The 24513-nt window shown below is 68.9% G+C and carries 23 protein-coding genes and 1 pseudogene; 5 read left to right on the top strand and 19 right to left on the bottom strand.

Features of this window, described 5'->3' with window-relative positions:
* Window positions 1-31: 31 nt before the first annotated feature.
* The 3 genes from ACFFJC_RS15685 to ACFFJC_RS15675 form a co-directional block, all read right to left on the bottom strand.
* Window positions 32-2251 (bottom strand): transglycosylase domain-containing protein, encoded by a 2220-nt coding sequence (locus ACFFJC_RS15685; RefSeq protein ID WP_379488419.1) that lies wholly within the window; start codon window positions 2249-2251, stop codon window positions 32-34.
* 114 nt (window positions 2252-2365) lie between these two features.
* On the bottom strand, window positions 2366-2764 hold the full coding sequence (gene msrB, locus ACFFJC_RS15680; RefSeq protein ID WP_379488418.1) for a peptide-methionine (R)-S-oxide reductase MsrB: 399 nt from the start codon (window positions 2762-2764) through the stop codon (window positions 2366-2368).
* A 60-nt stretch (window positions 2765-2824) separates the two neighbouring features.
* A complete protein-coding gene (locus ACFFJC_RS15675) occupies window positions 2825-3289 on the bottom strand; it encodes a cupin domain-containing protein (RefSeq protein ID WP_379488417.1) in 465 nt (154 codons plus the stop codon).
* 56 nt (window positions 3290-3345) lie between these two features.
* Here ACFFJC_RS15675 and dapE point away from each other — a divergent pair, with 56 nt between their 5' ends.
* Both dapE and ACFFJC_RS15665 read left to right on the top strand, forming a co-directional pair.
* On the top strand, window positions 3346-4497 hold the full coding sequence (gene dapE / locus ACFFJC_RS15670) for a succinyl-diaminopimelate desuccinylase (RefSeq protein ID WP_379488416.1): 1152 nt from the start codon (window positions 3346-3348) through the stop codon (window positions 4495-4497).
* Between the two features lie 54 nt (window positions 4498-4551).
* Window positions 4552-5895, top strand: coding sequence for a dicarboxylate/amino acid:cation symporter (locus tag ACFFJC_RS15665; RefSeq protein WP_379488415.1), 1344 nt, complete (start codon window positions 4552-4554; stop codon window positions 5893-5895).
* On the opposite strand, the gene ACFFJC_RS15660 is transcribed toward ACFFJC_RS15665, so the two are convergent.
* The 3 genes from ACFFJC_RS15660 to dapB all read right to left on the bottom strand — a co-directional run bounded on the left by ACFFJC_RS15660 (window position 5879) and on the right by dapB (window position 7781).
* On the bottom strand, window positions 5879-6274 hold the full coding sequence (locus ACFFJC_RS15660; protein ID WP_379488414.1) for a hypothetical protein: 396 nt from the start codon (window positions 6272-6274) through the stop codon (window positions 5879-5881). The two genes, ACFFJC_RS15665 and ACFFJC_RS15660, sit on opposite strands and share 17 nt — an antisense overlap.
* 125 nt (window positions 6275-6399) lie before the next feature.
* Window positions 6400-7056 carry an endonuclease III gene (nth, locus tag ACFFJC_RS15655; RefSeq protein ID WP_379488413.1) on the bottom strand — a complete coding sequence of 219 codons (657 nt, stop codon included), beginning with the start codon at window positions 7054-7056 and terminating at the stop codon, window positions 6400-6402.
* Entirely contained in the window at window positions 7053-7781 is a 729-nt protein-coding gene (gene dapB, locus ACFFJC_RS15650) for a 4-hydroxy-tetrahydrodipicolinate reductase (protein WP_379488427.1), read from the bottom strand. The genes nth and dapB overlap by 4 nt, the downstream gene beginning before the upstream one ends.
* Window positions 7782-7901: 120 nt before the next feature.
* On the opposite strand from dapB, the pseudogene ACFFJC_RS15645 reads away from it, so the two are divergent.
* Both ACFFJC_RS15645 and ACFFJC_RS15640 read left to right on the top strand, forming a co-directional pair.
* Window positions 7902-8012 (top strand): annotated as a pseudogene (locus ACFFJC_RS15645) (Sir2 family NAD-dependent protein deacetylase); the annotation flags it as partial.
* A 517-nt stretch (window positions 8013-8529) separates the two neighbouring features.
* Window positions 8530-9237, top strand: a complete 708-nt coding sequence (locus ACFFJC_RS15640) for an NAD-dependent deacylase (RefSeq protein ID WP_379488412.1) — start codon at window positions 8530-8532, stop codon at window positions 9235-9237.
* A 10-nt stretch (window positions 9238-9247) separates the two neighbouring features.
* Here the strand turns inward: ACFFJC_RS15640 and ACFFJC_RS15635 are convergent, their stop codons facing one another.
* The 13 genes from ACFFJC_RS15635 to ACFFJC_RS15575 all read right to left on the bottom strand — a co-directional run bounded on the left by ACFFJC_RS15635 (window position 9248) and on the right by ACFFJC_RS15575 (window position 23030).
* A complete protein-coding gene (locus ACFFJC_RS15635) occupies window positions 9248-10021 on the bottom strand; it encodes a HesA/MoeB/ThiF family protein (protein WP_379488411.1) in 774 nt (257 codons plus the stop codon).
* Window positions 10018-10410: a DUF983 domain-containing protein gene (locus tag ACFFJC_RS15630; protein ID WP_379488410.1), complete on the bottom strand. Its 393-nt coding sequence runs from the start codon at window positions 10408-10410 to the stop codon at window positions 10018-10020. Before ACFFJC_RS15630 ends, ACFFJC_RS15635 begins: the two co-directional genes overlap by 4 nt.
* A gap of 136 nt (window positions 10411-10546) precedes the next feature.
* Complete coding sequence (gene dnaA / locus ACFFJC_RS15625) at window positions 10547-11980, bottom strand: chromosomal replication initiator protein DnaA (protein WP_379488426.1); 1434 nt, start codon at window positions 11978-11980, stop codon at window positions 10547-10549.
* Window positions 11981-12536: 556 nt separating this feature from the next.
* Entirely contained in the window at window positions 12537-12797 is a 261-nt protein-coding gene (rpsT, locus tag ACFFJC_RS15620) for a 30S ribosomal protein S20 (protein ID WP_379488409.1), read from the bottom strand.
* A 134-nt stretch (window positions 12798-12931) separates the two neighbouring features.
* A complete protein-coding gene (mutM, locus tag ACFFJC_RS15615) occupies window positions 12932-13744 on the bottom strand; it encodes a bifunctional DNA-formamidopyrimidine glycosylase/DNA-(apurinic or apyrimidinic site) lyase (RefSeq protein WP_379488408.1) in 813 nt (270 codons plus the stop codon).
* 59 nt (window positions 13745-13803) lie between these two features.
* Complete coding sequence (gene ribA / locus ACFFJC_RS15610) at window positions 13804-14874, bottom strand: GTP cyclohydrolase II (protein ID WP_379488425.1); 1071 nt, start codon at window positions 14872-14874, stop codon at window positions 13804-13806.
* Window positions 14871-15659 carry an exodeoxyribonuclease III gene (gene xth / locus ACFFJC_RS15605; protein ID WP_379488407.1) on the bottom strand — a complete coding sequence of 263 codons (789 nt, stop codon included), beginning with the start codon at window positions 15657-15659 and terminating at the stop codon, window positions 14871-14873. Before xth ends, ribA begins: the two co-directional genes overlap by 4 nt.
* 321 nt (window positions 15660-15980) lie before the next feature.
* Window positions 15981-16637: a LolA family protein gene (locus tag ACFFJC_RS15600; RefSeq protein WP_379488406.1), complete on the bottom strand. Its 657-nt coding sequence runs from the start codon at window positions 16635-16637 to the stop codon at window positions 15981-15983.
* Between the two features lie 42 nt (window positions 16638-16679).
* Complete coding sequence (gene rpmG, locus ACFFJC_RS15595; protein ID WP_054531523.1) at window positions 16680-16847, bottom strand: 50S ribosomal protein L33; 168 nt, start codon at window positions 16845-16847, stop codon at window positions 16680-16682.
* A gap of 146 nt (window positions 16848-16993) precedes the next feature.
* The gene (gene ppk2, locus ACFFJC_RS15590) at window positions 16994-17788 is read right to left on the bottom strand and encodes a polyphosphate kinase 2 (RefSeq protein WP_379488405.1); all 795 of its coding nucleotides are present in this window, start codon (window positions 17786-17788) and stop codon (window positions 16994-16996) included.
* Window positions 17789-17791: 3 nt separating this feature from the next.
* Window positions 17792-18604 carry an undecaprenyl-diphosphate phosphatase gene (locus ACFFJC_RS15585; protein ID WP_379488404.1) on the bottom strand — a complete coding sequence of 271 codons (813 nt, stop codon included), beginning with the start codon at window positions 18602-18604 and terminating at the stop codon, window positions 17792-17794.
* Between the two features lie 242 nt (window positions 18605-18846).
* A complete protein-coding gene (locus ACFFJC_RS15580) occupies window positions 18847-21015 on the bottom strand; it encodes a M13 family metallopeptidase (protein WP_379488403.1) in 2169 nt (722 codons plus the stop codon).
* A gap of 191 nt (window positions 21016-21206) precedes the next feature.
* Window positions 21207-23030, bottom strand: coding sequence for an ABC transporter transmembrane domain-containing protein (locus tag ACFFJC_RS15575; protein ID WP_379488402.1), 1824 nt, complete (start codon window positions 23028-23030; stop codon window positions 21207-21209).
* Window positions 23031-23245: 215 nt separating this feature from the next.
* Between ACFFJC_RS15575 and ACFFJC_RS15570 the strand changes: the two genes are divergently transcribed.
* Window positions 23246-24490, top strand: a complete 1245-nt coding sequence (locus tag ACFFJC_RS15570) for a polyhydroxyalkanoate depolymerase (RefSeq protein ID WP_379488401.1) — start codon at window positions 23246-23248, stop codon at window positions 24488-24490.
* Window positions 24491-24513: the final 23 nt, after the last annotated feature.

The raw sequence follows: 24513 nt of genomic DNA, 5'->3' as shown, positions 1-24513 counted from the left end.
CGGCTATGCTTCAGCCTAAGATGATCACGCTCTAACGCGTGGGGGTCGCCGTGGCTCTCGGCGGCGGGATCACGCGTGGCAGCGGCGTGATGCGCGGCACCGGGCTCGCCCGCGGCGCGACGGGAGAGCCCAGCCCCTGCCCCGGTCGCAGGCCCGGGTCCTCGCGGCTGCGCCCCGTGGCGCGATCGAGGAAGTCCTCGTTGGCGGCGGCCGGCGGCGGGGGGCCGTTGCCCTGCGGGCCATAGTCCGGCGGGACGGGGCCGCCCGGCCCGATCCCGCCATCCTCCGCGCCCGGCTCGCCGTCCTGCGGCCCTTCCGGGCGCACCAGATTGCCGTTCTCGTCGACGTAGAAGTAGTCCTCGGGATTGCCCTGGAGCTGTTCGTCGTCGGGCTCGAGCTGCCATTCCGGCAGCTTGAGCTCGGTATCGAACATCTCGACCGGGCGCTTGGCGACGGCATAGCGCATGTACGAGGCGAAGGCGCGCGCCGGGGCGTGGCCGCCCGACAGGCCGCCCACCGGCCGCGCATCGTCGCGTCCCATCCACACGCCGGTGGTGATCCCGCTGGAGAAGCCGAGGAACCAGCCGTCCTTGTTCGAGCTGGTCGTGCCGGTCTTGCCCGCGACCGGCCGCCCGATCTGCGCCGCGCGCCCGGTGCCCGTGGCGACGGCGGTCTGCAGCAGGTCGGTGATGCCGGCGGCGACGTGGTGCGGCACCAGCACCTGTCCGCGCACCGACTTGTGCTCGTAGAGCAACTCGCCCGAGGTCGTGGTGACCTTGACGATGCCATAGGGCTCGATCGAGGTGCCGCCGGCCGAAACCGCAGCGAAGGCACGAGTCATGTCGATCACGCGCACCTCGGACGTGCCCAGCACCATCGCCGGCTTGGTGTTGATGGGCGTGGTGATGCCGAAGCGGCGCGCCATGCTGGCGACGGTGCCGAAGCCCACCTCGTTGCCGAGCTGCGCGGCGATGGTGTTCTTGGAATAGGCGAAGGCGGTGCGCACGTCGATCTCGCCCGCGAAGTTGCGGCCGTCGTTCTTGGGGCTCCAACCGTCGATCGTCACCGGCTCGTCGACGACGCGGTCCTCGGGCGTGTAGCCCGCCTCCAGTGCAGCAAGGTAGACGAACAGCTTCCACGCCGAGCCGGGCTGGCGCAGCGCGCTGGTGGCGCGGTTGTAGTTCGAGTTCACGTAGTCGGTGCCGCCGACCATCGCCAGCACGGCGCCGTCGCGGTCGAGGCTGACGAGGGCGCCCTGTGCGCCCTTGGGCACGCTGGCGTCGATCGCCTTGGTGGCGGCGTCCTGCATGCCGGTGTCGAGCGTGGTCCAGACCTCGATCGGCTCGTTGTTCTCGGGCAGCAGCATGTCGAGCTGCGGCAGGGCCCAGTCGGTGAAGTAGCGGACCGAGTTCTGCCCCTTCTCCTTGGCGATCTTGATCGACGCGAAGTCCACCGAATCCGCCTCGGACGCAGAGATCACGCCTTCGCGCGCCATCAGGCCGAGCACGACCCGGCCGCGCCCCTTGGCCGCCTCGACGTCGGCGGTGGGCGAGTAGTTCGAGGGTGCCTTGACGAGGCCGGCGATGATCGCCGCCTCCGCCGTCGAGAGATCCGTGCCTGGATGGCCGAAGAACTTGCGGCTGGCGGCATCGATGCCGTAGGCGCCGCCGCCGAAGTAGACCTTGTTGAGGTAAAGTTCGAGGATCTGGTCCTTCGAGAACTTGGCTTCGAGCGCCAGGGCCAGCACCCCTTCGCGCATCTTGCGCGTGAACGAGCGCGAGTTGTTGAGGAAGATGTTGCGCGCGAGCTGCTGCGTGATCGTCGAGGTCGCCCGGGCTCGCCCGCCCGTGGTGAACGAGACGTAGACCGCGCGGGCGAGGCCGATCGGGTCCACGCCCGGGTGCTCGCGGAAACGCCGGTCCTCGACCGAGACGAGCGCGTCGCGCATGATCTGCGGGATCTGCGCGTAGGGCAGCCACTTGCCGTAGCTGGGCCCGAGCGAGACCAGCTCGCGGCCGTCGCGGGCGCGAACGACGATCATCTGCCCGTTCTGGCTGCTCTTGAGCGCGTCGTAGTCGGGCAGCTCGCGCATGGTGAAGAACACCGCGGTGCCCAGGAACACCGCGCCCAGCAGCGTCAGGGCAAAGCCCCAGACCAGGACGCCGCGCACGAGGCGGCGCCAGAGCGGCTTGGGTTCGATCTGCGCAGATGCGCCGCGGGGCGCGCGGCTGCGGCCGGAATTCTTGGCCATGGGTGGAATGCATACCCCGATGTAGGACGGACGTGTCCGGTCGCTCCTACACCTTGCACGGGCTTTTGTAACCCGAGGTGAACACGGCCCCGCGCGTGGGCGGGGCCGGGCCCGTCATTCCTTGGGCTGGAAGTCCAGCGAGGCGCTGTTGATGCAGTAGCGCAGGCCCGTCGGCCCCGGACCGTCGGGGAACACATGGCCCAGGTGCCCGGCGCAAGTGGCGCAGGTCACCTCGGTGCGGACCATGCCGTGCGACACGTCCCGGTGCTCGTCCACCGCCGCGCCGTCGACCGGAGCGGTGTAGCTCGGCCAGCCGGAGCCGGAATTGTACTTGGTGTCCGAGGCGAAGAGCGGCGTCCCGCAGCCCGCGCAGGTGTACAGGCCTTCCTGCTTGTTCTTCTCGTACTTGCCGGTGAAGGCCCGCTCGGTGCCCGCCTCGCGCAGGACGTGGTACTGCTCGGGCGTCAGGCGGTCCCGCCACTCGGCATCGGTGAGATGGATCTTGTCGGTCATCGCAAAAGGCTCCTTCGGCCGCGGATATGGGTTCGCCCGGAGGCGGATTCCAGAGCGGCGTCAGCGCATCCGCTCGGCCGGATAGCGGGTACCGTCCTTGTGGTAGTAGCCATCGCCGTCGAACCGCATGTCGATGTCGGAATAGGCGCCGCTGCCCTCGCGGTTGCCGGCGCTGACGGCGATGAAGCTGCAGTCCCGGTCGCTCTCGTTGACGAGGTGGTGGCCGTTGGCGACCCCTTTCGCCCAGGCGCAGACGTCCCCCGGGCGCAGCAGCGTGCGCGATCCGTCCTCCACCAGCACCGCTTCCCCGGTGAGCATCACCAGCAGCTCGTCCTCGTCGTCATGCCAGTGGCGCTGGCTGGACCACGCGCCCGGCTTCAGCACGACGTGGCTGGCGCCCATTTCGGTCAGCCCACCCGCGGGCGCGAGGCGGCGCCACCAGCGCCCCTGCACCGCCGCATCGAACGGCGGCGGGTACCCCGTCCGGTTGGATGGTTCGATCGCTTCGATGTCGAGCCTGGGCATGCCCTGCCGTCCTCCCTATGGCCTTCGCCGCCCGCTTGTGCGATGGCGCGCGCGATATGTCTCAGAGCCCCCCTTCTCCTGCAAGTGTCGTCGAGCTCGCCGAGGCGCTGATCGCCTGCCCGAGCGTGACGCCGGCCACCGGCGCGGTGTTCGATTGCCTGGAGAGCCAGCTCGCGCCGCTCGGCTTCGCGGTGACGCGCTTCCTGGCAGGAGACGCGCCGGACGGGCCGGTCGAGAACCTCCTGGCGGTGCGCCGCGGGCCCGAAGGAACGCGCCACTTCGCGTTCGCCGGCCATCTCGACGTGGTCCCGCCGGGCGAGGGATGGACCAGCGCGCCGTTCCAGCCGGAGCGCCGCGGTGAGCTCCTCTACGGGCGCGGCGCCGTCGACATGAAGGGTGCGATCGCCGCGATGGTGGCGGCCTGCGGGCAGATCCCTGCCGAGGCGGGCACCCTCAGCTTCGTCATCACCGGGGACGAGGAAGGCCCTGCGCGCCACGGCACGCTCGCCCTCATCGACCTCATGCGCGCACGCGGCGTCGCACCGGACCTGTGCCTCGTGGGCGAACCGACCTCGGTGAGCCGGCTGGGCGACATGATGAAGGTCGGCCGCCGCGGCTCGGTCAACATCTGGCTTGAGGTGGAAGGGGTCCAGGGCCACGTCGCCTACCCGCACCTCGCCGACAACCCGATCACCCGGCTGGTGGCCATGCTCGCCGAACTGGATGCGCTGGTCCTCGACGAAGGCACCGACTGGTTCCAGGCCAGCAACCTCGAAGTCACCGACCTCGCCTGCGGCAACCCGGCCACCAACGTCATCCCGGCCAGGGCGAGCGCACGCATCTCCATCCGCTTCAACGACCTGCACACCGGGCAGGAGCTGGCGCGGCGCGTCGCCGCGATCGCCGAGGCGCACGGCGGCACGGCGCAGGCGGTCATCTCCGGAGAGGCGTTCCTGACCCAGCCCGGGGCCTTCTCCGGCATCCTCGCAGACGTGATCCGCGCCGAGACGGGCATCGAGGCGGAGCTTTCGACCAGCGGCGGCACCTCCGACGCTCGCTTCCTCAAGGACCTGTGCCCGGTCATCGAGTTCGGCCTGTGCAACGCCACCATGCACAAGCGCGACGAGGCCGTGGCCGTGGCAGACCTCGAGGCACTGGCCCGCATCTACCGCCGCGTGGCGCTCGCCGCGCTGGACACTGGACATTAAGCGCCACGCTTGCGACGCTGCGGACCCGCGTCGCACCCAAGGAACCCTTCACGCATGAACCAGACGGCGGAACCCGCCCGCGATGACCGCCATGGCCACGAGGCGGCCGGGCACAAGCGCCTGCAATGGCGCATCCTGCTCGGCTTCGTGCTGGGCCTCGCCGCCGGCCTGCTGACCTATACCTTCGCGCGCGACGCAAGCTGGCTCTCTCCGCTCATCACCTACGTGACGATGCCGGTGGGGCAGATCTTCCTGCGCCTGCTCTTCATGCTGGTGCTGCCGCTGCTGTTCTCGGCGCTGGTGATCGGCATCGCCGAGATGGGCGAGATCCGGGCGCTGCGCAAGGTCGGCCTGGCAACGCTGATCTACACCCTGATCGTCTCGGGCATCGCCGTCGCCATCAGCCTGGCAGTAGTCAACACATTGCGCCCCGGCGACGGGGTCGAGCGGCAGGCGGCGCGCGAACTGCTCGCCCGGGGGGCCGACAGCGCCGGCAGCATCCTGCAGACGTCCACCAAGTCCCCGTCGGGCGTCGATGCCGTGCTGAACCTCGTTCCCTCGAACGTGGTCACAGCGATGAGCAACAACGACATCCTGGCGGTGATGTTCTTCGCGCTCTTCTTCGGGATCGGCCTGCTGCTGGTGAACACGCCGCGCACCCAGACCCTGAAGGGCGCGATCGAGGGCGTGTTCGAAGTGGCGATGAAGCTGATCGGCCTCGTCATCCAGCTCGCGCCCTTCGCCATCTTCTGCTTCATGTTCAACCTTTCGGCGCAGTTCGGATGGGACCTGCTGGGCAAGCTGGCGGCCTTCGTCGGCGTGGTGCTGCTGGCGCTGGGCCTGCAGATGTTCGGCGTCTATCCGGCCTTGCTCGCCTTCGTGGCGCGCAAGAGCCCGCTGGCCTTCTTCCGCCAGACGCGGGAGGTCAGCGTGCTGGCCTTCTCCACCGCCAGCTCCAACGCCACCCTGCCCACCTCGCTGCGTGTGGCGGACGAGGAGCTCGCGCTGCCGAACCGGATCGCCCGCTTCGTGCTGACCATCGGCGCCACCGCCAACCAGAACGGCACCGCCATGTTCGAAGGTGTGACGGTGATCTTCCTCGCCCAGTTCTTCGGGGTGGAACTCGATCTGGGCCAGCAGCTCTACGTGATGGTGATCTGCATCCTGGCGGGGATCGGCACCGCGGGCGTGCCGGCGGGCTCGCTGCCCGTGGTGGCGCTCATCCTCGGCAGCGTGGGCGTCCCGCCCGAGGGGATCGGCCTCATCATCGGGGTCGATCGCTTCCTCGACATGTGCCGCACCACGCTCAACGTGATCGGCGACCTCGTCTGCGCGACGGTGATCTCCGCCGTCAGCACGGCGGAGATCGAGCCGGCACCGCTTACTTCGCCAGCTTGACCGGCACGAACGGACCCATCCCGCAGCCGGCCATGCGCTGCCACGAACCGCCGAACTGCTGCAGTGGATAGACGATGTCCTGCCGGCACAGCTGCGAGAGCGACGTCTCGTAGGTGAAGGTGTTGGCGGACTTGAGCCCGCTGCAGCGATTGGGCAGCATCACGCGCCAGACCCTGTTGCCGGCACCGCCGATGAAGTCGATCGTGCGGTCGTCCCGGATGCGCGTGGTGCTGAACTGCGTGATGGGCAGGCAATCGACGGCGGGGCCGATCGCTTCGGCCGCGGGCGCAGGGGCCGGCATCGTACCGGGTCCTTCCTCGCTGCAGGCGCCCAGCAGCGACGGGGCAAGCAGGATGAAGGCGGCAGCAGGCTTTCTCATGGTCGTCTCCTCTCGCGCAGACCAACAGCCCGGGCGCGCGATTGGCTCCCGCAACCCTGGCCTTGTCAACAAGACGGAGACCTCGCGCTCTACCCTTGTCGCGCGCCCCTACCGCGAGGCCCTCGTCAGGCAGCCTTGCGCGCGCCCTTCTCCAGCACCTTGGGCTTGTAGGCGCACAGGTCGATCACCGGGCAGTGCCAGCACTCGGGCGTGCGCGCCTTGCAGATGTAACGGCCGTGCAGGATGAGCCAGTGGTGGGCGCCGACCCGGAACGGCTGCGGCACCTTCTTCTCGAGCTGCTTCTCGACCGCCAGCGGCGTCTTGCCTTTCGCAAGGCCGGTGCGGTTGCCGACGCGGAAGATATGGGTGTCGACCGCGAAGGTCTCCGCGCCGAACGCGCAGTTCATCACCACGTTGGCGGTCTTGCGGCCGACGCCGGGCAGCTCCACGAGGGCGTCCCGGTCGGCCGGAACCTCTCCGCCGTGTCGCTCGACCAGGATGCGCGAGAGCGCGATGACGTTCTTCGCCTTGGAATTGAACAGGCCGATGGTCTTGATGTGCGCCTTCAGGCCTTCCTCGCCCAGCTCCAGCATCTGCGCGGGCGTCTGCACCGCGCGGAACAGCGCCCGCGTGGCCTTGTTGACGCCCACGTCGGTCGACTGCGCCGAGAGCGTCACGGCCACGAGGAGCTGGTAGGTGTTGCCGAATTCCAGCTCGGTTTCCGGCGCCGGGTTGGCTTCGGCGAGACGGCGGAAGAATTCGAAGACCTGGTCCTTCTTCAAAGACCCAGCACCTCCGGCATCGTGTAGCGCCCTGCCTCCCGGCCCAGCAGCCACTGCGCCGCGCGCACCGCACCCTTGGCGAAGATGCCGCGGTTCTCGGCGAGGTGCGAGAGCGAGAGGCGCTCGTTGTCGGCCAGGAAGTGGACGGTGTGGTCGCCGGCCACGGTGCCTCCGCGCAGCGCGGCGAAGCCGATGGTGCCCGCCTCGCGCTGGCCCGTGATCCCGTCGCGCCCACGCACCGCGTGCTGCGCCAGCGTGATCTCCCGGCCCTGCGCCGCCGCCTCGCCCAGCAGCAGCGCCGTGCCCGAAGGCGCGTCGACCTTCATGCGGTGGTGCGTCTCGACGATCTCGATGTCCCAGTCCTCGCCCAGCCGGGCCGCCGCCTCGCGCACCAGGTGGGCAAGCAGCGTGACCCCCAGCGAAGTGTTGCCGGTCTGGAGCACCGGGATCGATTCGGCGGCGGCGTCCACCAGCCAGTGGTGCCGCTCCTCCAGCCCGGTGGTGCCGATCACGATCGGCCGCGCGGCGGCGATGGCCGCATCCAGATTGGCTTCCAGCGCCGCCGGGCTGGAGAAGTCGATCAGGACGTCAGCGGCGGCCGCCAGCGTGGCGACGTCTCCGCCCTTGTCCACGCCGCCCGCCAGGTCCTCGCCGGCATCGGCAATGGCAGCGGCGATGGCCTGCCCCATGCGGCCCTGGCTTCCGATGATCCCGATCCGTGCCACTTCGCTTCTCCGCAGCTTCACGCCGACCTTGTCGCAACGTGCTTGATGCCCCAATCTGAGCGCGCGAATGGCGCACAATCCGCCCTGAAACAAGATCGGGCCGATGAGAAAGGTTCACGCGTGGCATCGCTCCGCAACATCGTCATCCTCACCGGCGCCGGCGTTTCGGCCGAGAGCGGGATCGACACCTTCCGCTCCGAGGGCGGCCTCTGGGAACAGCACCGGGTCCAGGGGCGGTGGAGGGTAGTAGGCACAAGAAAATCGTCGTGAGACGGCTGCCATGCGGGTACTTGTTGCAAGAGCCGTCGTTCCGGACCTGACAACAAATCGGGCGCTACGATCCAGCCAGATAATCGCTGATTGCCATGACGGTTTGCGCAGCCCGTTCCTTGGCGTCAGGTGAGTGCTCAAGCCCCATGTGCTCTACTTCGATGCCAACAAGATACTCAACAACTCCGCTTTCCACCTCGCCCCTTTGCAGACGGCCTGCTGCGGCAAGAAGATAGTCGTCGTACTCGTCAGCGCAGTCCTCAGGCCAACTACCATCTGCGCCTGCGAGACCGATGGGATCCCAGAAGCGCCATCCAAGGTCGCGGAGGGTTGATACTCTGAGCGGCGCGGCGCGGGGGCTAGGCATGGCGGAGACTTATCATGTGAATGGCCGCTTTCCACCACCTCGCCTCAACAAGCCCTCTGACGCCAGTCGCCAACGTTGCGGACATGGCCTCGACCGGCCATCTTTTGAGGCATGGTGACCATCCGAAACATCGTGATTCTGACCGGGGCAGGCGTTTCCGCCGAAAGTGGGATCGACACTTTCCGTAGTGCAGGTGGTCTATGGGAAAACCATGCCGTCGAGGATGTCGCCACGCCCGAAGCCTTCGCCCGCGATCCCGATCTCGTCCTGCGCTTCTACGACATGCGCCGGGCGGCGATCCAGACAAAGCAGCCCAACGCCGCGCACCTGGCGCTGGCGCGGCTCGACCGCGCGTGGGACGGCGAGCTGCTGATCGTCACCCAGAACGTCGACGACCTGCACGAGCGTGCTGGCGCGAGCCGCGTGCTCCACATGCACGGCGAGCACCTCAACGCCTGGTGCACCGCCTGCGACGTGCGTTCGCCCTGGACCGGGCCGCTGATCGACCGTCCCCCCTGCCCCGCCTGCGGGGAGGCCTCGCTGCGTCCTGACGTGGTGTGGTTCGGGGAGATGCCCTATCGGATGGACGCGATCTTCGCGGCGCTGCGCGAGGCGGACCTGTTCGTCTCCATCGGCACCTCGGGCGCGGTCTATCCCGCCGCCGGCTTCGTGCGCAACGCGCGCGAGCTGGGCGCGGCGACGCTGGAGCTCAACCTGGAACCCAGCCAGGGCACGCGTTGGTTCGACGAGGCGCGCCATGGCCCGGCGACCGAGCTGGTGCCGGCCTGGGTGGACGAGATGCTGGCACGGCCGGCGTGATCGGCCGCGCTCAGGCCTCAGGGCCGCAGCCCTTGCAGGCGGGGTCCTTGGCGATCCTGAGCGGCCGCATCGAGGGTGCCAGCCCGTCGATAAGGTGGAGCGTGCCGAACTGCGGCTCTCCAAAGGCGGCGTGACCCGCCAGCAGCACGCGCATGGCATGCATCGCCGCAAAGGTGCCGACCATCCCCACCATCGCGCCCAGCACGCCGTCGGCGGCGCAGGTGTCGCAATCCACCGCGTCGAACGCATCGCCCACGAAGCAGCGGTAGCACGCCTGCCCAGGCAGGTGACCGGCGAAGTTCGCCACCTGGCCCTGGAACCGGCCGATCGCCGCAGTGGTGAGCGGCGTCTCCAGTTTTACGCAGGTATCCGACACCAGCAGCCGAGTCGCGAAGTTGTCACAGCCGTCCACTACGAGGTCCGCGCCGGAAAGGACGTCGCGCGCGTTGCCTTCCCCCAGCCGCGCCACGATGGGATCGACCTTCAGGCCAACATCAAACCGCCGCACCCATTCGGCTGCCGCTTCCGCCTTGGGCCTGCCGACATCCGACGGCGTGTAAATCGTCTGCCGCTGGAGGTTGCTGACGTCCACCCCGTCATCGTCGACCAGCGTCAGGCGGCCTATGCCGGCTGCGGCGAGGTACTGCAGGGACGGACTGCCGATCCCGCCGCAGCCGACAAGCACCACGTGCGCGTCCGACAGGGCCACCTGTCCGGTGCCCCCCACCTCGGGCAGCACGATGTGCCGCGCGAAGCGGCCCAGCCGGTCCGCGGACAGGCTCATGAACCGGCGCTGTCCTCGGGAAGGCGCTCCTTGACGAAGCCGTGCATGCCGAACCACCACTGCGTGGCGATGATACCGCCCTTGGCGGGCTGCAGCATCCCCAGCATCATCACCAGGGCCAGCGGCACCAGGATCGCCATCATCGCCAGCGGCCCCAGCGCATAGTCGAGCGAAAGCGCGATGATGAGCGGCGCCAGCAAGTGCCCGGTGACGAGCATCGCCACGTAGGCCGGGAAGTCGTCGGCGCGCTGCGGGGTAAGGTCGAGCGCGCAGGCGGGGCAGCGCTCGCGCGGCTTCAGCCACTTGCGGAACAGGCCGCCTTCCTCGCAGCGCGGGCATCGGCCACGCACGCCGCGGAGGAGAGCCTGTGAGAAGATCGCGGGAATCATGCCCTGGCGCCTACAGCATGCGGGGCGGGGGGTGAAGCGCGTTCCTCGGCTGCAGCACGGACGGCCACGGGCGCCCGTCCCGCAGCGGAGCTTGTGGATAAGCCTGTGCGAAACCCGGTACGAGGCCGGGACAGCGTCAGCTCTCGAGCTGGCGCAGCAGCGAGCGCACGTCGCCGTCCATGTCGGCGTCGCGCGTGCGCAGCTCCTCGATCAGCCGCACGGCGTGGATCACCGTCGAGTGGTCGCGGCCGCCGAACTTGCGCCCGATCTCCGGGTAGGAGCGCGGCGTCAGCACCTTGGCGAGGTACATCGCCACCTGACGCGGGCGCACCACGGCGCGGGCGCGACGCTTGGAGCTCATTTCGGTGCGGTCGATGCGGTAGAACTGGCAGACCGTGCGCTGGATCTCGTCGATGGTGATCCGGCGGCGATTCGCGGAGAGGATGTCGGTAAGCTGCTCTTCCGCCAGCTGGAGCGAGACGGCCTGGCCGGTCAGCTGCGCATAGGCGATCAGCTTGTTGAGGCCGCCGACGAGCTCGCGCACGTTGCGGTTGATCGTCCGCGCCAGGAATTCCACGACGTCGGCCGGGACGTCGATCGAGGCGAAGCGCTGCAGGCGATTCTCGAGGATCGAGCGGCGCAGTTCGATGTCGGCGGGCAGGATGTCGGCGACGAGGCCCATCGACAGCCGGCTGAGCAGGCGCGGCTCCACCCCGTCGAGCGCCTGCGGCGCGCGGTCGGCGGCGAAGACCAGGCGCTTGCCTTCCTGCAGCAGCGCGTCGATCGTGTAGAGCAGCTCCTCCTGCGCGGAGGCCTTGCCGATGATGAACTGGATGTCGTCGACCAGCAGCAGGTCGAACCCGCGTAGCCGCGACTTGAACTCGATCATCTGGTTCTGGCGCAGCGCCTGGACGAACTCGACCATGAAGCGCTCGGCCGAGCAGTAGAAGATCCGCGCATGCGGGTGCGCCGCCAGGTAGGCGTGGCCGATCGCGTGCAGCAGGTGCGTCTTGCCCTGGCCGGTCGCGGCCTTGAGGTAGAGCGGCGAGAACTGCGGCGTCTCGGTGGCGGCCATGCGCTGCGCGGCATTGCAGGCGAGCACGTTGGAGGCGCCGGTCACGAAGCTGGTGAAGGTCTGCGAGGCGTCGATGCCCGCCGGGCCCTGGCCGAGCGCCGCGAACGATTCGCCGGCGAGCGCGACCGACAGCGGATCGACGGCGCCGGCCGCCGAATCGTTGGCCGGCGCGCTAGCCGGGCGGCCGCCGTTGCCGAGGCGCAGCTCGGGCAGCTGGCGGCGGCCGGGATGGACCAGGATGCGCACGTGCCGCACGTCGGGCCGGGCGATCTTCCACGCCAGCGACAGGCGGTCGGCGAAGCGGTCGTTCACCCAGTTGGCCGAGAATTCCGTCGGCAGGTAGAGGTCCAGCGTGCCGGTCTCCTTGCACCAGTTGCCCGGCTGGATCGGCTTGATCCACTGGCTGTGCGCCTGGTGGCCCAGGTCCTTGCGGAGCCCTTGGCTGATGTCAGCCCAGTCCGCCGCCAAGTTCACGGCTTCCTGATCCTCTTCCATCGCTACTCGCACCGCCTTCGACTTCCTGTTCACACCGTTCGTACCTTGATCGACCGCGTGACTGACCGAGGGCTGACCTGCTGACGTATTCGACACCGCGGAAACTCCCCTCTGCTCGCGTGATCACCCACGGCTTTGCGGAACGCGAACGCCAGCATCAGCAGGGTAAAACCTTCCCAAGCCGCAAACGCATGTTCGCGGCCCTCGTTTCACTGCTTTCGCTGTTTTCCCCGGCACGTTCCGCAACGGCCGGGACCCTTTTAGGTAGCGCTTCGCACCGCAGGCAAGACGCGCCTCCCCAAATAAAAAAAATTATGAAGGTTGACTCAACGAGGAGTGCCGCATTTGCGTCGCCGAACTGTAATGTGCTTAAAAATCAAAATGTTCCGCGACGCAGCGCGCCGAATCGCAGCAATTCCCACGTTTTGCGTTCAGTCATGGTGCACTGCAGCAAAAACAAGAACGGAGCCGGGATCGTCGATCCCGGCTCCGTTCATGTTTCGTCCTTGAGACGGTTGCCGCGTGCAACCATCCCCGGTCCGCGACTCGGTTCGACTCAGAGCGCCGCGACGCGCTTGGTCAGACGCGAGAGCTTGCGAGCAGCGGTGTTCTTGTGGAGCACGCCGCGTGCCACGCCGCGGGCCAGCTCGGGCTGTGCTTCCTTGAGGGCAGCCGCCGCCGCGTCCTTGTCGCCACCGGCCAGGGCGCTCTCGACCTTCTTCACGAAGGTGCGGATGCGGCTGACGCGGTTGGTGTTGATCTCTGCACGGCGCTCGTTGCGACGGATGCGCTTGCGGGCTTGCGGCGTATTGGCCATCGAATTTCCTCTGTATGGCCGCCGGGCGGCCCCTTGCCTAACGAATCTGCTGCTGGCGAGCGGACTCGCCGGAAAGCGCGCCCCTTAGCGTTCAAGGGCGATTGCGTCAACCCGCGCAGGGTGCCGCAAACCGCCTATTTCTGGCACTTGCGGCACCAGAACGTGCTGCGACCGCCTTGGACCCGGCGCAACACCGGGGCACCGCAGGAGCAGGCCTCGCCCTCGCGCCCATAGACCTGCCACGAGGCGGCGAAGTAGCCGAGTTCGCCGTTGGGCTGCGCGTAGTCGCGGATGGTCGATCCGCCGGCCGCGATCGATTCGCCGAGCACATCCTGGATCGCCGGCACCAGCCGGGCCAGCGCCGCGCGCGAGACCCGCCCGGCGGGCTTGTCGGGCCTGATGCCGGACCGGAACAGCGCCTCGCACACATAGATGTTGCCGAGCCCCGCCACGATCGTCTGGTCCAGCAGCAGTTGCTTGATCGGTGCGAGGCGCCCTGCGAAGGCGCGGTGCAGGTGTCCCGGCGTCAGCCCGTCGCCCAAAGGCTCGGGGCCGAGAGCGGCGAAGGCGTTCCAGGTATCGAGCGCCGCCGTGGGCACCAGATCGACCGAGCCGAAGCGCCGCGCGTCGTTGAGCGCAAGGACGTACCCGCTTCCCGTCTCCAGCACCAGGTGGTCGTGCCGGTCAGGCGCCTCGGGCTCGATCCGCCACCGCCCCGACATGCCGAGGTGGAACACCATGGTCTGCTCGCGATCGCTATGGATGAGCCCGTACTTGGCCCGCCGCCCCAGCCCGGTGACGCGCGCGCCTGTGAGGACCTGGACCAGGTCGGGGGGAAACGGGCGCCGCAGGTCGGCCCGGTTCAACGTCACGCGGGCGATTCGTTCGCCCTCCAGGTAGCGGGCAAGGCCGCGGACGGTGGTTTCGACTTCGGGAAGCTCGGGCATACGACCTCAGATAGGGTCCCTGAGCGCCCGCGCCAATCGGAGAGCCCGGCTGCGCAGCGTCACAGCAGATGTCCGGTCCGGTCCCGCTTGGTGTCGAGGTATCGCGCGTTGTGGGGGTTGGGCGGCAGCCGATGCGGCACGCGCTCGATCACCGGCACGCCCACGCCTTCCAGCGCCGCGACCTTGGCCGGGTTGTTGGTCATGAGCCGGATGGCATGGACTCCCAGCAGCGCCAGCATGCGCGCCGCGACCGGAAAGTCCCGCGCCTCGGTCGGCAGGCCGAGCCGGTTGTTGGCGTCGACCGTATCGTAGCCGAGGTCCTGCAGGCTGTAGGCGCGCAGCTTGTTGACCAGGCCGATGCCCCTGCCCTCCTGCCGCAAGTAGAGGAGCACGCCCCAGCCGCCCGCACGCGCTTCGGCGTCCATAGCGGCCAGCGCGGCGTGCAGCTGCGGCCCGCAGTCGCACTTGAGGCTGCCCAGGATGTCGCCCGTCAGGCACTCGGAATGAAGCCGCACGAGCGGCGGCCGCGCGCCGTCCTGCATCCCGATCACCAGCGCCACGTGCTCGCGCAGGTCGTCGCGGGCGCGGAACGCCACGATCTCGGCATTCTCGGCAGCCGCGACCGGGAGCCGGGCGCGCGAGGCGATCCGCAGGTGCCCGGTGTCCTTCCACGCCGCGAGGTCGGAGGTGGTGACGTCCTGCACCTCGTCCCCGATGGCGGGCGCGACGAGGAAGGCGGGAAGGATGCCGGCCAGCCTCGCAAGCTCCATCGCGGTGCGCGCCGCCTGCGTGTCGTCGATCGGCTCGGCCGCGAAGGGCCCTTTCATGGGATGCGCGAGGTCCAGCGCCGGGTCGGCCACGGCGCGCGCCGCCTCGAGGTCGAACGGCTCGGCCGCGCGGATCAGCACCGGCGCTTCGGGCACCGCCGCCTCGCGCTGGTTGGCGAGCTTGAGCGTGGCCGCCCGTGCCGCCGAGATCAGCATGCGCTGCGCGCTCACGCCCTCGGCAAAGCCGGTCTCGGCCGGCAGCAGGACATCGCCGCCGTCGACCCGCACCGCCCAGCCATGGCGCAGCGCATCGAGCGCGAGCGCGACGCGGCGCGCGCGGGGCGAAGGCGTGGCGCCGCTCAGAGCGCGAATTCCGTAATCAGCGGCACATGGTCGCTCGGCTGCTCCCAGCGCCGGGTCTCCTCCACAAAGTGGTGCGCGCGCGCCTGGGGCGCCAGCTCGGGCGAGGCCCACATGTGGTCGAGCCGGCGGCCCTGGTCCTTCTGCCGCCAGTAGCTGCGATAGGACCACCAGGAGTAGTTGCGCTCGGGCGCCGGGATGAAGGTGCGGCCCATGTCCACCCACCCATGCGCGTCCTGGAAGCGCTGGAGCGTCTCGACCTCGACCGGGGTGTGGCTGACCACCTTCAGCAGCGCCTTGTGATCGTAGACGTCGCATTCGAGCGGGGCGATGTTGAAATCGCCCACGATCAGCGTGGGCCGGTCGATCCGGTCGGCCCAGCGCGTCATGCGTTCCAGGAAGTCGAGCTTCTGGCCGAACTTGGGATTGACCTCCCGGTCCGGCACGTCGCCGCCGGCGGGAATGTAGACGTTCTCGAGGATCAGCCCCTGCCCGGCCCCGAGCAGCTCCACGCCCACATGGCGCGCCTCGCCGTTGTCCTGCCAGTCATGCCGCGAGAAGTCCCGGAAAGGCACCTTGGAGACGGTGGCGACGCCGTGATAGCCCTTCTGCCCGTGGATGGCGCGGTGGGTGTAGCCCAGCCGTTCGAACATCTCGTGGGGGAACAGGTGCTCGGCCACCTTGATCTCCTGCAGGCATAGCACGTCGGGCGCCTGCTCGGTGAGCAGCCGCTCCACCTGGTCGATGCGCAGGCGGACGGAGTTGATGTTCCAGGTGGCGATCTTCATGGCGCGGGCTTTAGGCACGGGTCGCGGGAAACGCCAGAGGGTGGCCCCAATCGCCGCATGCAGAGGGGGATGCGCAAACACGAGCGCGCATACAAAAACCCTCGAGCCGGGGGCAGAGGCTCGAGGGTTCCTGTAAGCGTTCGTCACGCTAGTATCAGAACGACCACTCAGGAGGCGCGGGCAACAGGGGGGAAAACCCGCCTCAAGCCGTTCTGACAAACCCTATGTAGGACGCTTCGCCTTGCTGCCAAGTGAACGAGGTACAGAAAACTGTCGCTGTTTGTCGCTACCAGCGAACGACCTGCGACCAGCCGTTCGGCGTCATCGACGGTTGCGCGGGCGCGGGTCGGTCCAGCGAAAATCGTTGTCGGTGACCGGCACGCCGTAGCGCTGGTTGGACAGGCTGATGGTGGTGCGCTTGTTCTGCGAATCGAGCGCGACCCAGTAGCTGAGCTCGAGCCCGCCGGGCGCCGAGGGCTTGCGCGTGAAGATCAGCGTGATGACGCCGTATTCCGGGTGCGAGCGGTCACGCACCTCGATGCTGATGACGTTGGGATTGCCCGTCGCAAGGACCTTGCCGTACTTGGCGACGTCGCGCTTGGGATCGAGCAGCGCCCCGAGGGGGCTGTTGCTGATCGGCCAGCGCTGCACCTGGCGCACGTCGTAGTCGATGAGCGTCAGCGCCTTGCCGTCGCTCACGATCAGCATATTGGCGCTCTTCTCGTACTGGAAGCGGATCCGTCCCGGGCGCTTGAGCGTCAGCGTGCCGCGCACCGTCCCGCCCGAGCGGTCGGTCTGGACGAAGTCCGCCTTCATCGTGGAGATGGCGCGCAGCGCTTCCACGGCCTGGTCCAGCTGCCGCGCGTCGGCCGGCGAGGCGGCGGGCGCAGCGACCGGAAGCAGGAGGGCCGGAACGGAAAGCGCGGCCAAAGCGGCCGCGCTGACACAGGATCGAAAGGTCTTCTTGGTGCGGTTCATGGCTTTCCCGTTGGGTCCACGGGGTTGAACCGCCCGTGAACCTTACTTGATCTTGGCTTCCTTGAACTCGACGTGCTTGCGCGCGACGGGATCGTACTTGCGAAAGCTGAACTTCTCGGTCGTGTTCCGGGGATTCTTCTTGGTCACGTAGAAAAAGCCGGTGTCGGCGGTCGAGACCAGACGGATCTTGACGGTTGCGGGCTTCGCCATGGCGGGTTCCTGTACTCTCTAAGTTTCAGCCGCCCTGGCAGGCCGGCGTTTCGACAATACCACAAGGGGCGGCGCACGGGCACCGCCCTCTCAAGGCTGCGGCCCATGCGAGATCGCAGGCGCAAAGTCAAGCGCGGGCGCGCGCATCACGGCAGCGGGAGAGGCGGGATCGGCTGAACAACGCCGAATTTCTCGTGCCCGAGCGTCCCCTCCAGAGGCGGCAGATCGAGTTCGGGTGCCTCGCAGCGGGTGTCCGGCAGCCGGTCCAGCAGATCGCGAATCAGCGTCAGCCGGCCGCGGCGCTGGTCGTTGAAATCGACCAGCGTCCAGGGAGCATGGGCGGTATGGGTGGCCGCCAGCATGGCCTCGCGCGCCGCGGTATAGGCCTGGTACTTGTCGCGCGCGGCGACATCGACGGGGGAGAGCTTCCAGCGCTTGAGCGGGTCCTCGAGCCGCTCCGCCAGCCGCTCCTCCTGCTGCGCCTGGTCGGTGGCGAGCCAGTACTTGAAGAGCAGAATGCCGTCGTCCACCAGCAGCTTCTCGAACACCGGGGCCTGGCGCAGGAAGGCGTCGACCTCCGCCTCGCCCGCATAGCCCATGACCTTTTCGACACCCGCCCGGTTGTACCACGAGCGATCGAACAGCACGATCTCGCCCCGCGCGGGCAGGTGCGGCACGTAGCGCTGGAAGTACCACTGCCCCTGCTCGCGCTCGCTCGGTGCGGCGAGCGCGACGACGTGGCACTGGCGGGGATTGAGCTGGCCGGAGAGCGCCTTGATCGCGCCGCCCTTGCCGGCGGTGTCGCGCCCCTCGAACAGCACCAGGATCCGCGCGCCGGTCACCTGCGCCCAGCGCGCCATGCCGACGAGCTCCTGCTCCATCGGTTCCAGCAGCGTCTCGTAGGTCTTGCGGCCGAGCGTGTCGGGGTGGCCCTTCCCCATGGTTCAGGCCCTGGCGAGCAGGACCAGGGCGAGCGCCCCGGCAGCGATGCGATACCAGGCGAAGGGCGCGAAGCCCGAGCGGCTGACGAAGGCCATGAACGCCTTGATGACCACGAGCGCCACCACGAACGAGACGAAGAAGCCGACCGCGATCTCGCTCCAGCCGACCGGCCCGGCGCCCGCCATCAACTCGTCGCGGTGGTCCAGCAGTTCGAGCGTGGTGGCGCCGATCATCGTCGGCACGGCGAGGAAGAAGCTGAACTCGGCCGCGGTGCGCCGCTCGATTCCCATCGCTAGTGCGCCCATGATCGTTGCGCCCGAGCGGCTGACCCCCGGCACCATCGCCAGGCACTGCGCCAGGCCGACACCCAGGCACTGCCTGGCCGGCAGTTCCGCGACGCCGGTGAGTGGCCCGGGGCGGGCGACCTTCTCGACGCCCAGGATGGCGATGCCGCCGATAATCAGCGCCCAGGCGACGACCGCCGGCTCTCCCAGCAGCCCCTCGATCTGGTCCTTGAGCAGCAGGCCCAGCGCTGCAGAGGGGATGAAGGCCAGCAGCACGTTGCGCACGAAGCGGACCGAGGTGGGGTTGAGCCTGAGCAGGCCCATGCCCACCGCCCAGAAGGTGCGCCAGAACTGCACGATCACCGCCAGGATCGCACCGAGCTGGATGACGATGTTGAACGTCGCCCACTGGCTCGCATCGTAGCCGAACAGCCGCGTCGCCAGGATGAGGTGCCCGGTCGAGGAGACCGGCAGGAACTCGGTGAGGCCCTCGACAATGCCGAGGAGGATCGCGGTGAAGGTCAGGTCCATGGAGCCGAGGTCATGCCGGACCGGGCGGGCAAGTCAAGCGGTCGATGCTGCGCTGCGGAATTATGGCGCTGGCCGATGCTGGCCATGGATGCTGGCGCGGATGCCGGCTGCGCAAGGAGGTCGAAGGAACCCCCTCCCTCAGCGCCGCGCGCGGCCCCCTCCCCGAGCCTGTCCCAGGGAGGGGATCGCCCGCTTCGCGGGCGGTGGAGGGGCATCCGCAATCCCGGCCGAGGCCCGCAACGTCACCAGATCCGCACGCGGTCCTTGGGCGCGAGATAGAGCGCGTCGCCGGGCTTGACGCCGAACGCCTTGTACCACTCGTCGAAGTTCCGGACGATGCCGTTGACGCGGTACTGCGGCGGGGCATGCGGGTCGATCACCAGGAACTGGCGCGCCTGCTCCTCGCGGACCTTGGAGCGCCAGACCTGCGCCCAGCCCATGAAGAAGCGCTGGTCGCCGGTGAAGCCGTCGATCACCGGCGCTTCCTTGCCGTTCAGCGAGAGCTTGTAGGCGCGATAGGCCAGGCTGAGGCCGCCGAGGTCGCCGATGTTCTCGCCCATGGTGAGGCGGCCGTTCACGCAGGTCTTGCCGTCGTCGAACGGGCAGAAGGCGTCGTACTGCGCGGCCAGCTTGTCCTGCAGCTTCTCGAACGCGGCCTTGTCGGACGGGGTCCACCAGTCGCGCAGGTTGCCGGTACCGTCCGACTTGGCGCCCTGGTCGTCGAAGCCGTGGCCCATCTCGTGGCCGATCACCGCGCCGATGCCGCCATAGTTCACCGCCGGGTCCGCGGAGAGGTTGAAGAACGGCGGCTGCAGGATCGCGGCGGGAAACACGATCTCGTTCAGAGTCGGGTTGTAGTAGGCGTTCACCGTCTCCGGCAGCATGCCCCATTCGCTGCGGTCGACCTTCTGGCCGATGCGGTTCATCTGGAAGTCGGTCTCCCACCGCGTCGCCGCCGTCGCGTTGCCCAGCGGATCGGTGGCGGAGAAGGTGAGCCCCTCATACGTCTTGAAGGTCTCCGGAGCGCCGATCTTGGGCGTGAACGCGTCCAGCTTGGCTTTCGCCTCCACGCGGGTGGCGGGGCTCATCCAGGCGAGGTCCTCGAGGTTCGCCGCCATCGCCTTGCGCAAGTTGGCGACGAGGTCGGCCATCGCCGCCTTCCGCTCGGGCGGGAAGTACTGTTCGGCGTAGATCTTGCCGACGAGCTCACCGGCCATCCCCTCGACCGCCGCGATGGCGCGTTTCCAGCGGGCCCGCTGCTCCGGCTGACCCGAAAGCGTGCGGCCGTAGAACTCGAACGAGGCCTGGTCGATGTCGGAGGGGAGCACCGCCGCGTGATCGCTCAGGAAATGGGCGGCGAGGTAAGCCTGCCAGGTTGCGACGGGCACGGCGTCGATCAGCGTGACCAGCCCCGGCATGCCCGGGCCGAACAGCGCCTGCGCCTTCGCCGCGTCGATCCGCGCAGCCTTCAACTCGCCGGCCGTCGGCGGGATCTCGGCGACCAGCACGTAGCTCGCCTTGGCGGCGCCCGAGGCTTCCAGGAAGGTCCTCACCACGCCCGGTGCGCCCATCGCCTCGAACTCGGCGACCGAGAGCTTGTTGTAGGTGAGATCGCGGTTGCGGGCACCGGCGCGGTCCCAGTCCGCCTGCGCGATCCGGGTTTCGAGCGCTAGCACCGCCTCCGCTGCGGCCTGGGGATCGGCATAGCCGGCCTTGCCCAGCAGGAATGCCAGATAGGCCTTGTACTTGTCGCGCAGCTCGACCGACCGGGCGTCGGTCTTCAGGTAGTAGTCGCGGTCCGGAAGCCCCAGCCCGGCGATCTCGGCGTTCACGGCGTAGACGTCGCTCTGCCGTTCGTCCGCGTCGACTTCGAGGCCGATCGGCGAGGCGAAGCCCGGCGCCGCGAAAAGCCGCGCGAGGTCGGCCGGCGTCTTCGCCGCATTGATCCGGTCGAGGTAGGGCCGGGCCGGCGCGAGCCCGGCGGCGTTGATGGCATCGACGTCCATGAAGGCGGTGTAGGCGGCGGCGATCCGCCCGCCATCGCTGCCGGTCGCTGGCTTGGAGGCGACGAGCGCGTCCATGATCGCGTGGACGCGCTGCTCCGACATGTCGTCGAGCTCGATGAAGGAGCCCCAGCGGGTGCGGTCCGCCGGCAGCTCCACGGTCTTGTTCCAGACCCCGCTGACGAAGGCGTCGAAGTCGTCGCCCGGCTTCACCGAGCGGTCGATCCACTGCGTCTGCACGCCGAACGCGCCCCAGTCGGCCGAAGGCGAGAGCGAAGGCGCCGCCGCGGGTTGGCCGGTGGCGGAAGTGGTCGCGGGGGCGGCGTCCTGCGCCAGGGCGGGGACGGCCAGAGCGAGAACGGAAAGTGCGACGCTCGATGCGAGCGCCTTGCCATGGATTCGGGACATGTCCTGACCTTATGGTAAGAGGGACGGCAGGAGATCGGGTCGGGAAGGGACCTGCGATGGACGCAACTTAATTGCTCCTCCGCGCAACGCCAGTCGAAAATGCCACCGGTCCGGCGGCACTTCGCCCCGGCTCCCGCCCGCGCCCTGCCGAGGCTGCCGCGCTCTCCCGCGCCGTTACGGAAAGGGCTATCCTAGCCCAGCGGCAGGACCGGGGGATGGTCGAACTGCAGCGAGGCCAGGCGCGCGTAGAGGCCGCCGGCCCGGCTCAGGCTCTCATGCGTGCCTTGCTCGACGATCCGCCCCCCGTCCATGACGACGATACGATCGGCCTGCCGCACGGTGGCGAGGCGATGGGCGATGACGAGCGTGGTCCGGTCCGCCATCAGCCGTTCGAGCGCATCCTGCACCAGCCGCTCGCTTTCGGCGTCGAGCGCGCTGGTCGCCTCGTCCAGCAGCAGGATCGGCGCATCGCGCAGCAGCGCGCGGGCGATCGCGACGCGCTGGCGCTGCCCGCCCGAGAGCCGGCCGCCGTCTTCGCCCAGGAAGGTGTCGAGGCCTTGCGGCAACGCCTGGAGGAAGGCCTCGGCGTTGGCGGCGCGCGCGGCCTGCCAGATCGCCGCGTCGTCCGCCTGCCAGTTGCCGTAGCGCAAGTTGTCCCGCGCCGATGCGGCGAACAGCACGCCCTCCTGCGGCACCAGCGCGATGCGCGCGCGAATCTCGGCCGGGTCCGCCGAGACGAGCGGCACGCCGTCGATCTTGATGGCGCCGCTCTGGGGGTCGTAGAACCGCTCGGCCAGCTGGAACAGCGTCGACTTGCCCGCGCCCGAGGGGCCGACGATCGCCACCGTCTCGCCCGGCTCGACCGTGAGGCTGAAATCGTGCAGCGCCGGCAGCTCGGGCCGCGCTGGATAGCGGAAGGTGACCCGCTCGAACGCGAGCTTGCCGCGGGCGGGTTCGGGCATGCGCTGCGGCCGTGCGGGCACCGCGATGGCCGGGCGCTCCCCCAGCAGCTCCGCGAGGCGGCTGGCGGCGCCGGCGCCGCGGACGAGGTCGCCATAGACTTCGGTGAGCGAGCCGAAGGCGCCCGCCACGATCCCGGCGGTGACCACGAAGGCGGCGATCGTGCCGCCGGTGATGGTACCTTCCGCCACGCCGATCGCCCCGCGCCACATGATGACGGTGATCGCGCCGAAGATCAGGAACATGATCACCGCGGTCATGATCGCGCGGATCAGGATGCGTCGGCGCGCAGTGTCGAAGGTGCGCTCCACCGCAAGGGCGAAGCGCTCCTGCTCGCGCCGTTCCTGGTTGAAGGCCTGCACCACGCGCAGCGCCCCCAGCACTTCGGCGGTGAGCGCGCCGATGTCGGCGACGCGGTCCTGGCTGGAGCGCGAGACCGCGCGCAGCTTGCGCCCGAAGGCGGCGATCGGAAGGATCACCAGCGGAATGGCCACGATCAGCCCGGCGGTCAGGCCCGGCGCCAGCGCGAAGAGATAGATCACCCCGCCCACCGCCATGATCGCGTTGCGCAGCGCCACGGAGACGGTCGTGCCGACGATCTGCTCGATGATCGCGGTGTCCGCCGTCATCCTCGAGGAGATTTCCTTGGGGCTGTTCTCCTCGAAGAAGCTGGGCGCCAGGGTCAGCAGGTGGCCCTGCACGCGCCGGCGGATGTCGCCCACGACGCGCTCGCCGAGCCACGAGACCGAGTAGAAGCGGATCGCCGTCGCCACCGCGAGCACCGTGACGACGCCCAGCAGCATGAGGAACCACCAGCGGATCGCGTGCGGATCTGCGCCTTGCGCGAAGCCCTGGTCGATGATCTGGCGAAAGCCGTAAGGGATCGCGAGCGTGGAGGTCGCGGTGACGATCAGCGCGATTCCCGCGCTTGCCATGCGGCCCGGATAGGTGAGCATCTCGCGCCACACCATGCGCAGCGGGCCCAGGCTGCGCCGCCGCGCCTTGCCTTCTGTCGTGCTCTCCGCCTCCGGGGAATTGCCTTGCGTCCCATCCATGCGGCGGGCCTTACAAGGTCGCGCCGCTCAGGAAAAGGCCCCGCTCCGGTCCCGTCGCCAGATGACGGGCCGGATGACGGGCCAGATGACGGGGCGCGGCATCGTGCCGGCAAAGACCCGCGAAAACACGCATGCCGCATTGCAACATTGCCGTCCCCCTCCCTATTTAGGGCATAACATGTCGATGGAGGCCGGATTCGGCCAGGAGACTGATCTTGCTTTACAATGCCTACGAGTTGCAGCGCACCATCCTGAGCAGCGCGGCCGCCTGGGCCTCGGCCGGTGCCGAGATGCTGACCAATCCGTCGCTGCCCTTCGGCTATTCGGGGGTGGGCCCGGTCATGGCCTCGGCGCTGGAGGTCTTCGCCCACGCCGCCGCCCCGCGCGGCAAGCCCGACTTCGACATCCAGACGGTGACGGTGGACGGCCGGTCGCATCCGGTCACCGAATCGATCGTCCTGCATCGCCCCTTCGGCAACCTGCTGCGCTTCGACCACCCCGGGCTGGCGGAGGACGCGCCGCGCCTGCTGATCGTCGCCCCGATGAGCGGCCACTACGCCACCTTGCTGCGCGGCACGGTCGCCCGCATGGTGGAGCGCTGCGTGGTCTACATCACCGACTGGGCCGACGCGAAGATGGTGCCGCCCAGCGCCGGCCGCTTCGACCTCGACGACTACATCGACTACCTGATCGGCTTTCTGGAGCATATCGGCCCCGGCACGCACGTGCTCGCGGTGTGCCAGCCTTCGGTGCCCGCCTATGCGGCGACCGCGATCATGGGCGCCAAGGAGCACCCCTGCCGGCCGGCCACGCTCACCATGATGGGTGGGCCGATCGACACGCGCGAGGCCCCCACCAGCGTCAACGACGTGGCCATCCAGCAGCCGCTCTCGTGGTTCGAGCAGAACGTCGTCGCCACGGTGCCGATGACCTATCCGGGCGCCGGCCGCCGGGTCTACCCGGGCTTCCTGCAGCTCGCCGGGTTCATGGCGATGAACCTGAACGCGCACATGATGAGCCACTACGCAATGTTCAAGCACCTCGTCGAAGGCGACGGGGAAAGCGCGGATTCGACCAAGGCCTTCTACGACGAATACCGCTCGGTCTGCGACATGACCGCCGATTTCTACCTGCAGACGGTCGAGCACGTCTTCCAGCGCCATTCGCTGCCCAAGGGCGAGTTCGTCCACCGGGGCGAGCGCATCGACCTGTCGGGAATCCGCGACACCGCGCTCCTGGCGATCGAGGGCGAGAAGGACGACATCTCGGGCATCGGCCAGACCCGCGCGGCGCTGCACCTGGCCAGCCACCTGCCCGAAGCCCGCAAGAAGTACTACCTGGCGCAGGATGTCGGCCACTACGGCATCTTCAACGGCAGCAAGTGGCGCCAGCGCATCGCGCCGGTGCTGGAGGACTGGATCGCGCAGCACCAGCGCAAGCCGCTCGAGGCCGGTGCCTGAGCCGGTGGGCCGGTGAGGCGCCG

The organism is Novosphingobium soli (genome assembly GCF_042432915.1).
Lineage (GTDB): Bacteria > Pseudomonadota > Alphaproteobacteria > Sphingomonadales > Sphingomonadaceae > Novosphingobium > Novosphingobium soli.
Note: the sequence above shows the minus strand (reverse complement) of the source record. Positions and strands in the feature narration are given on the sequence as shown.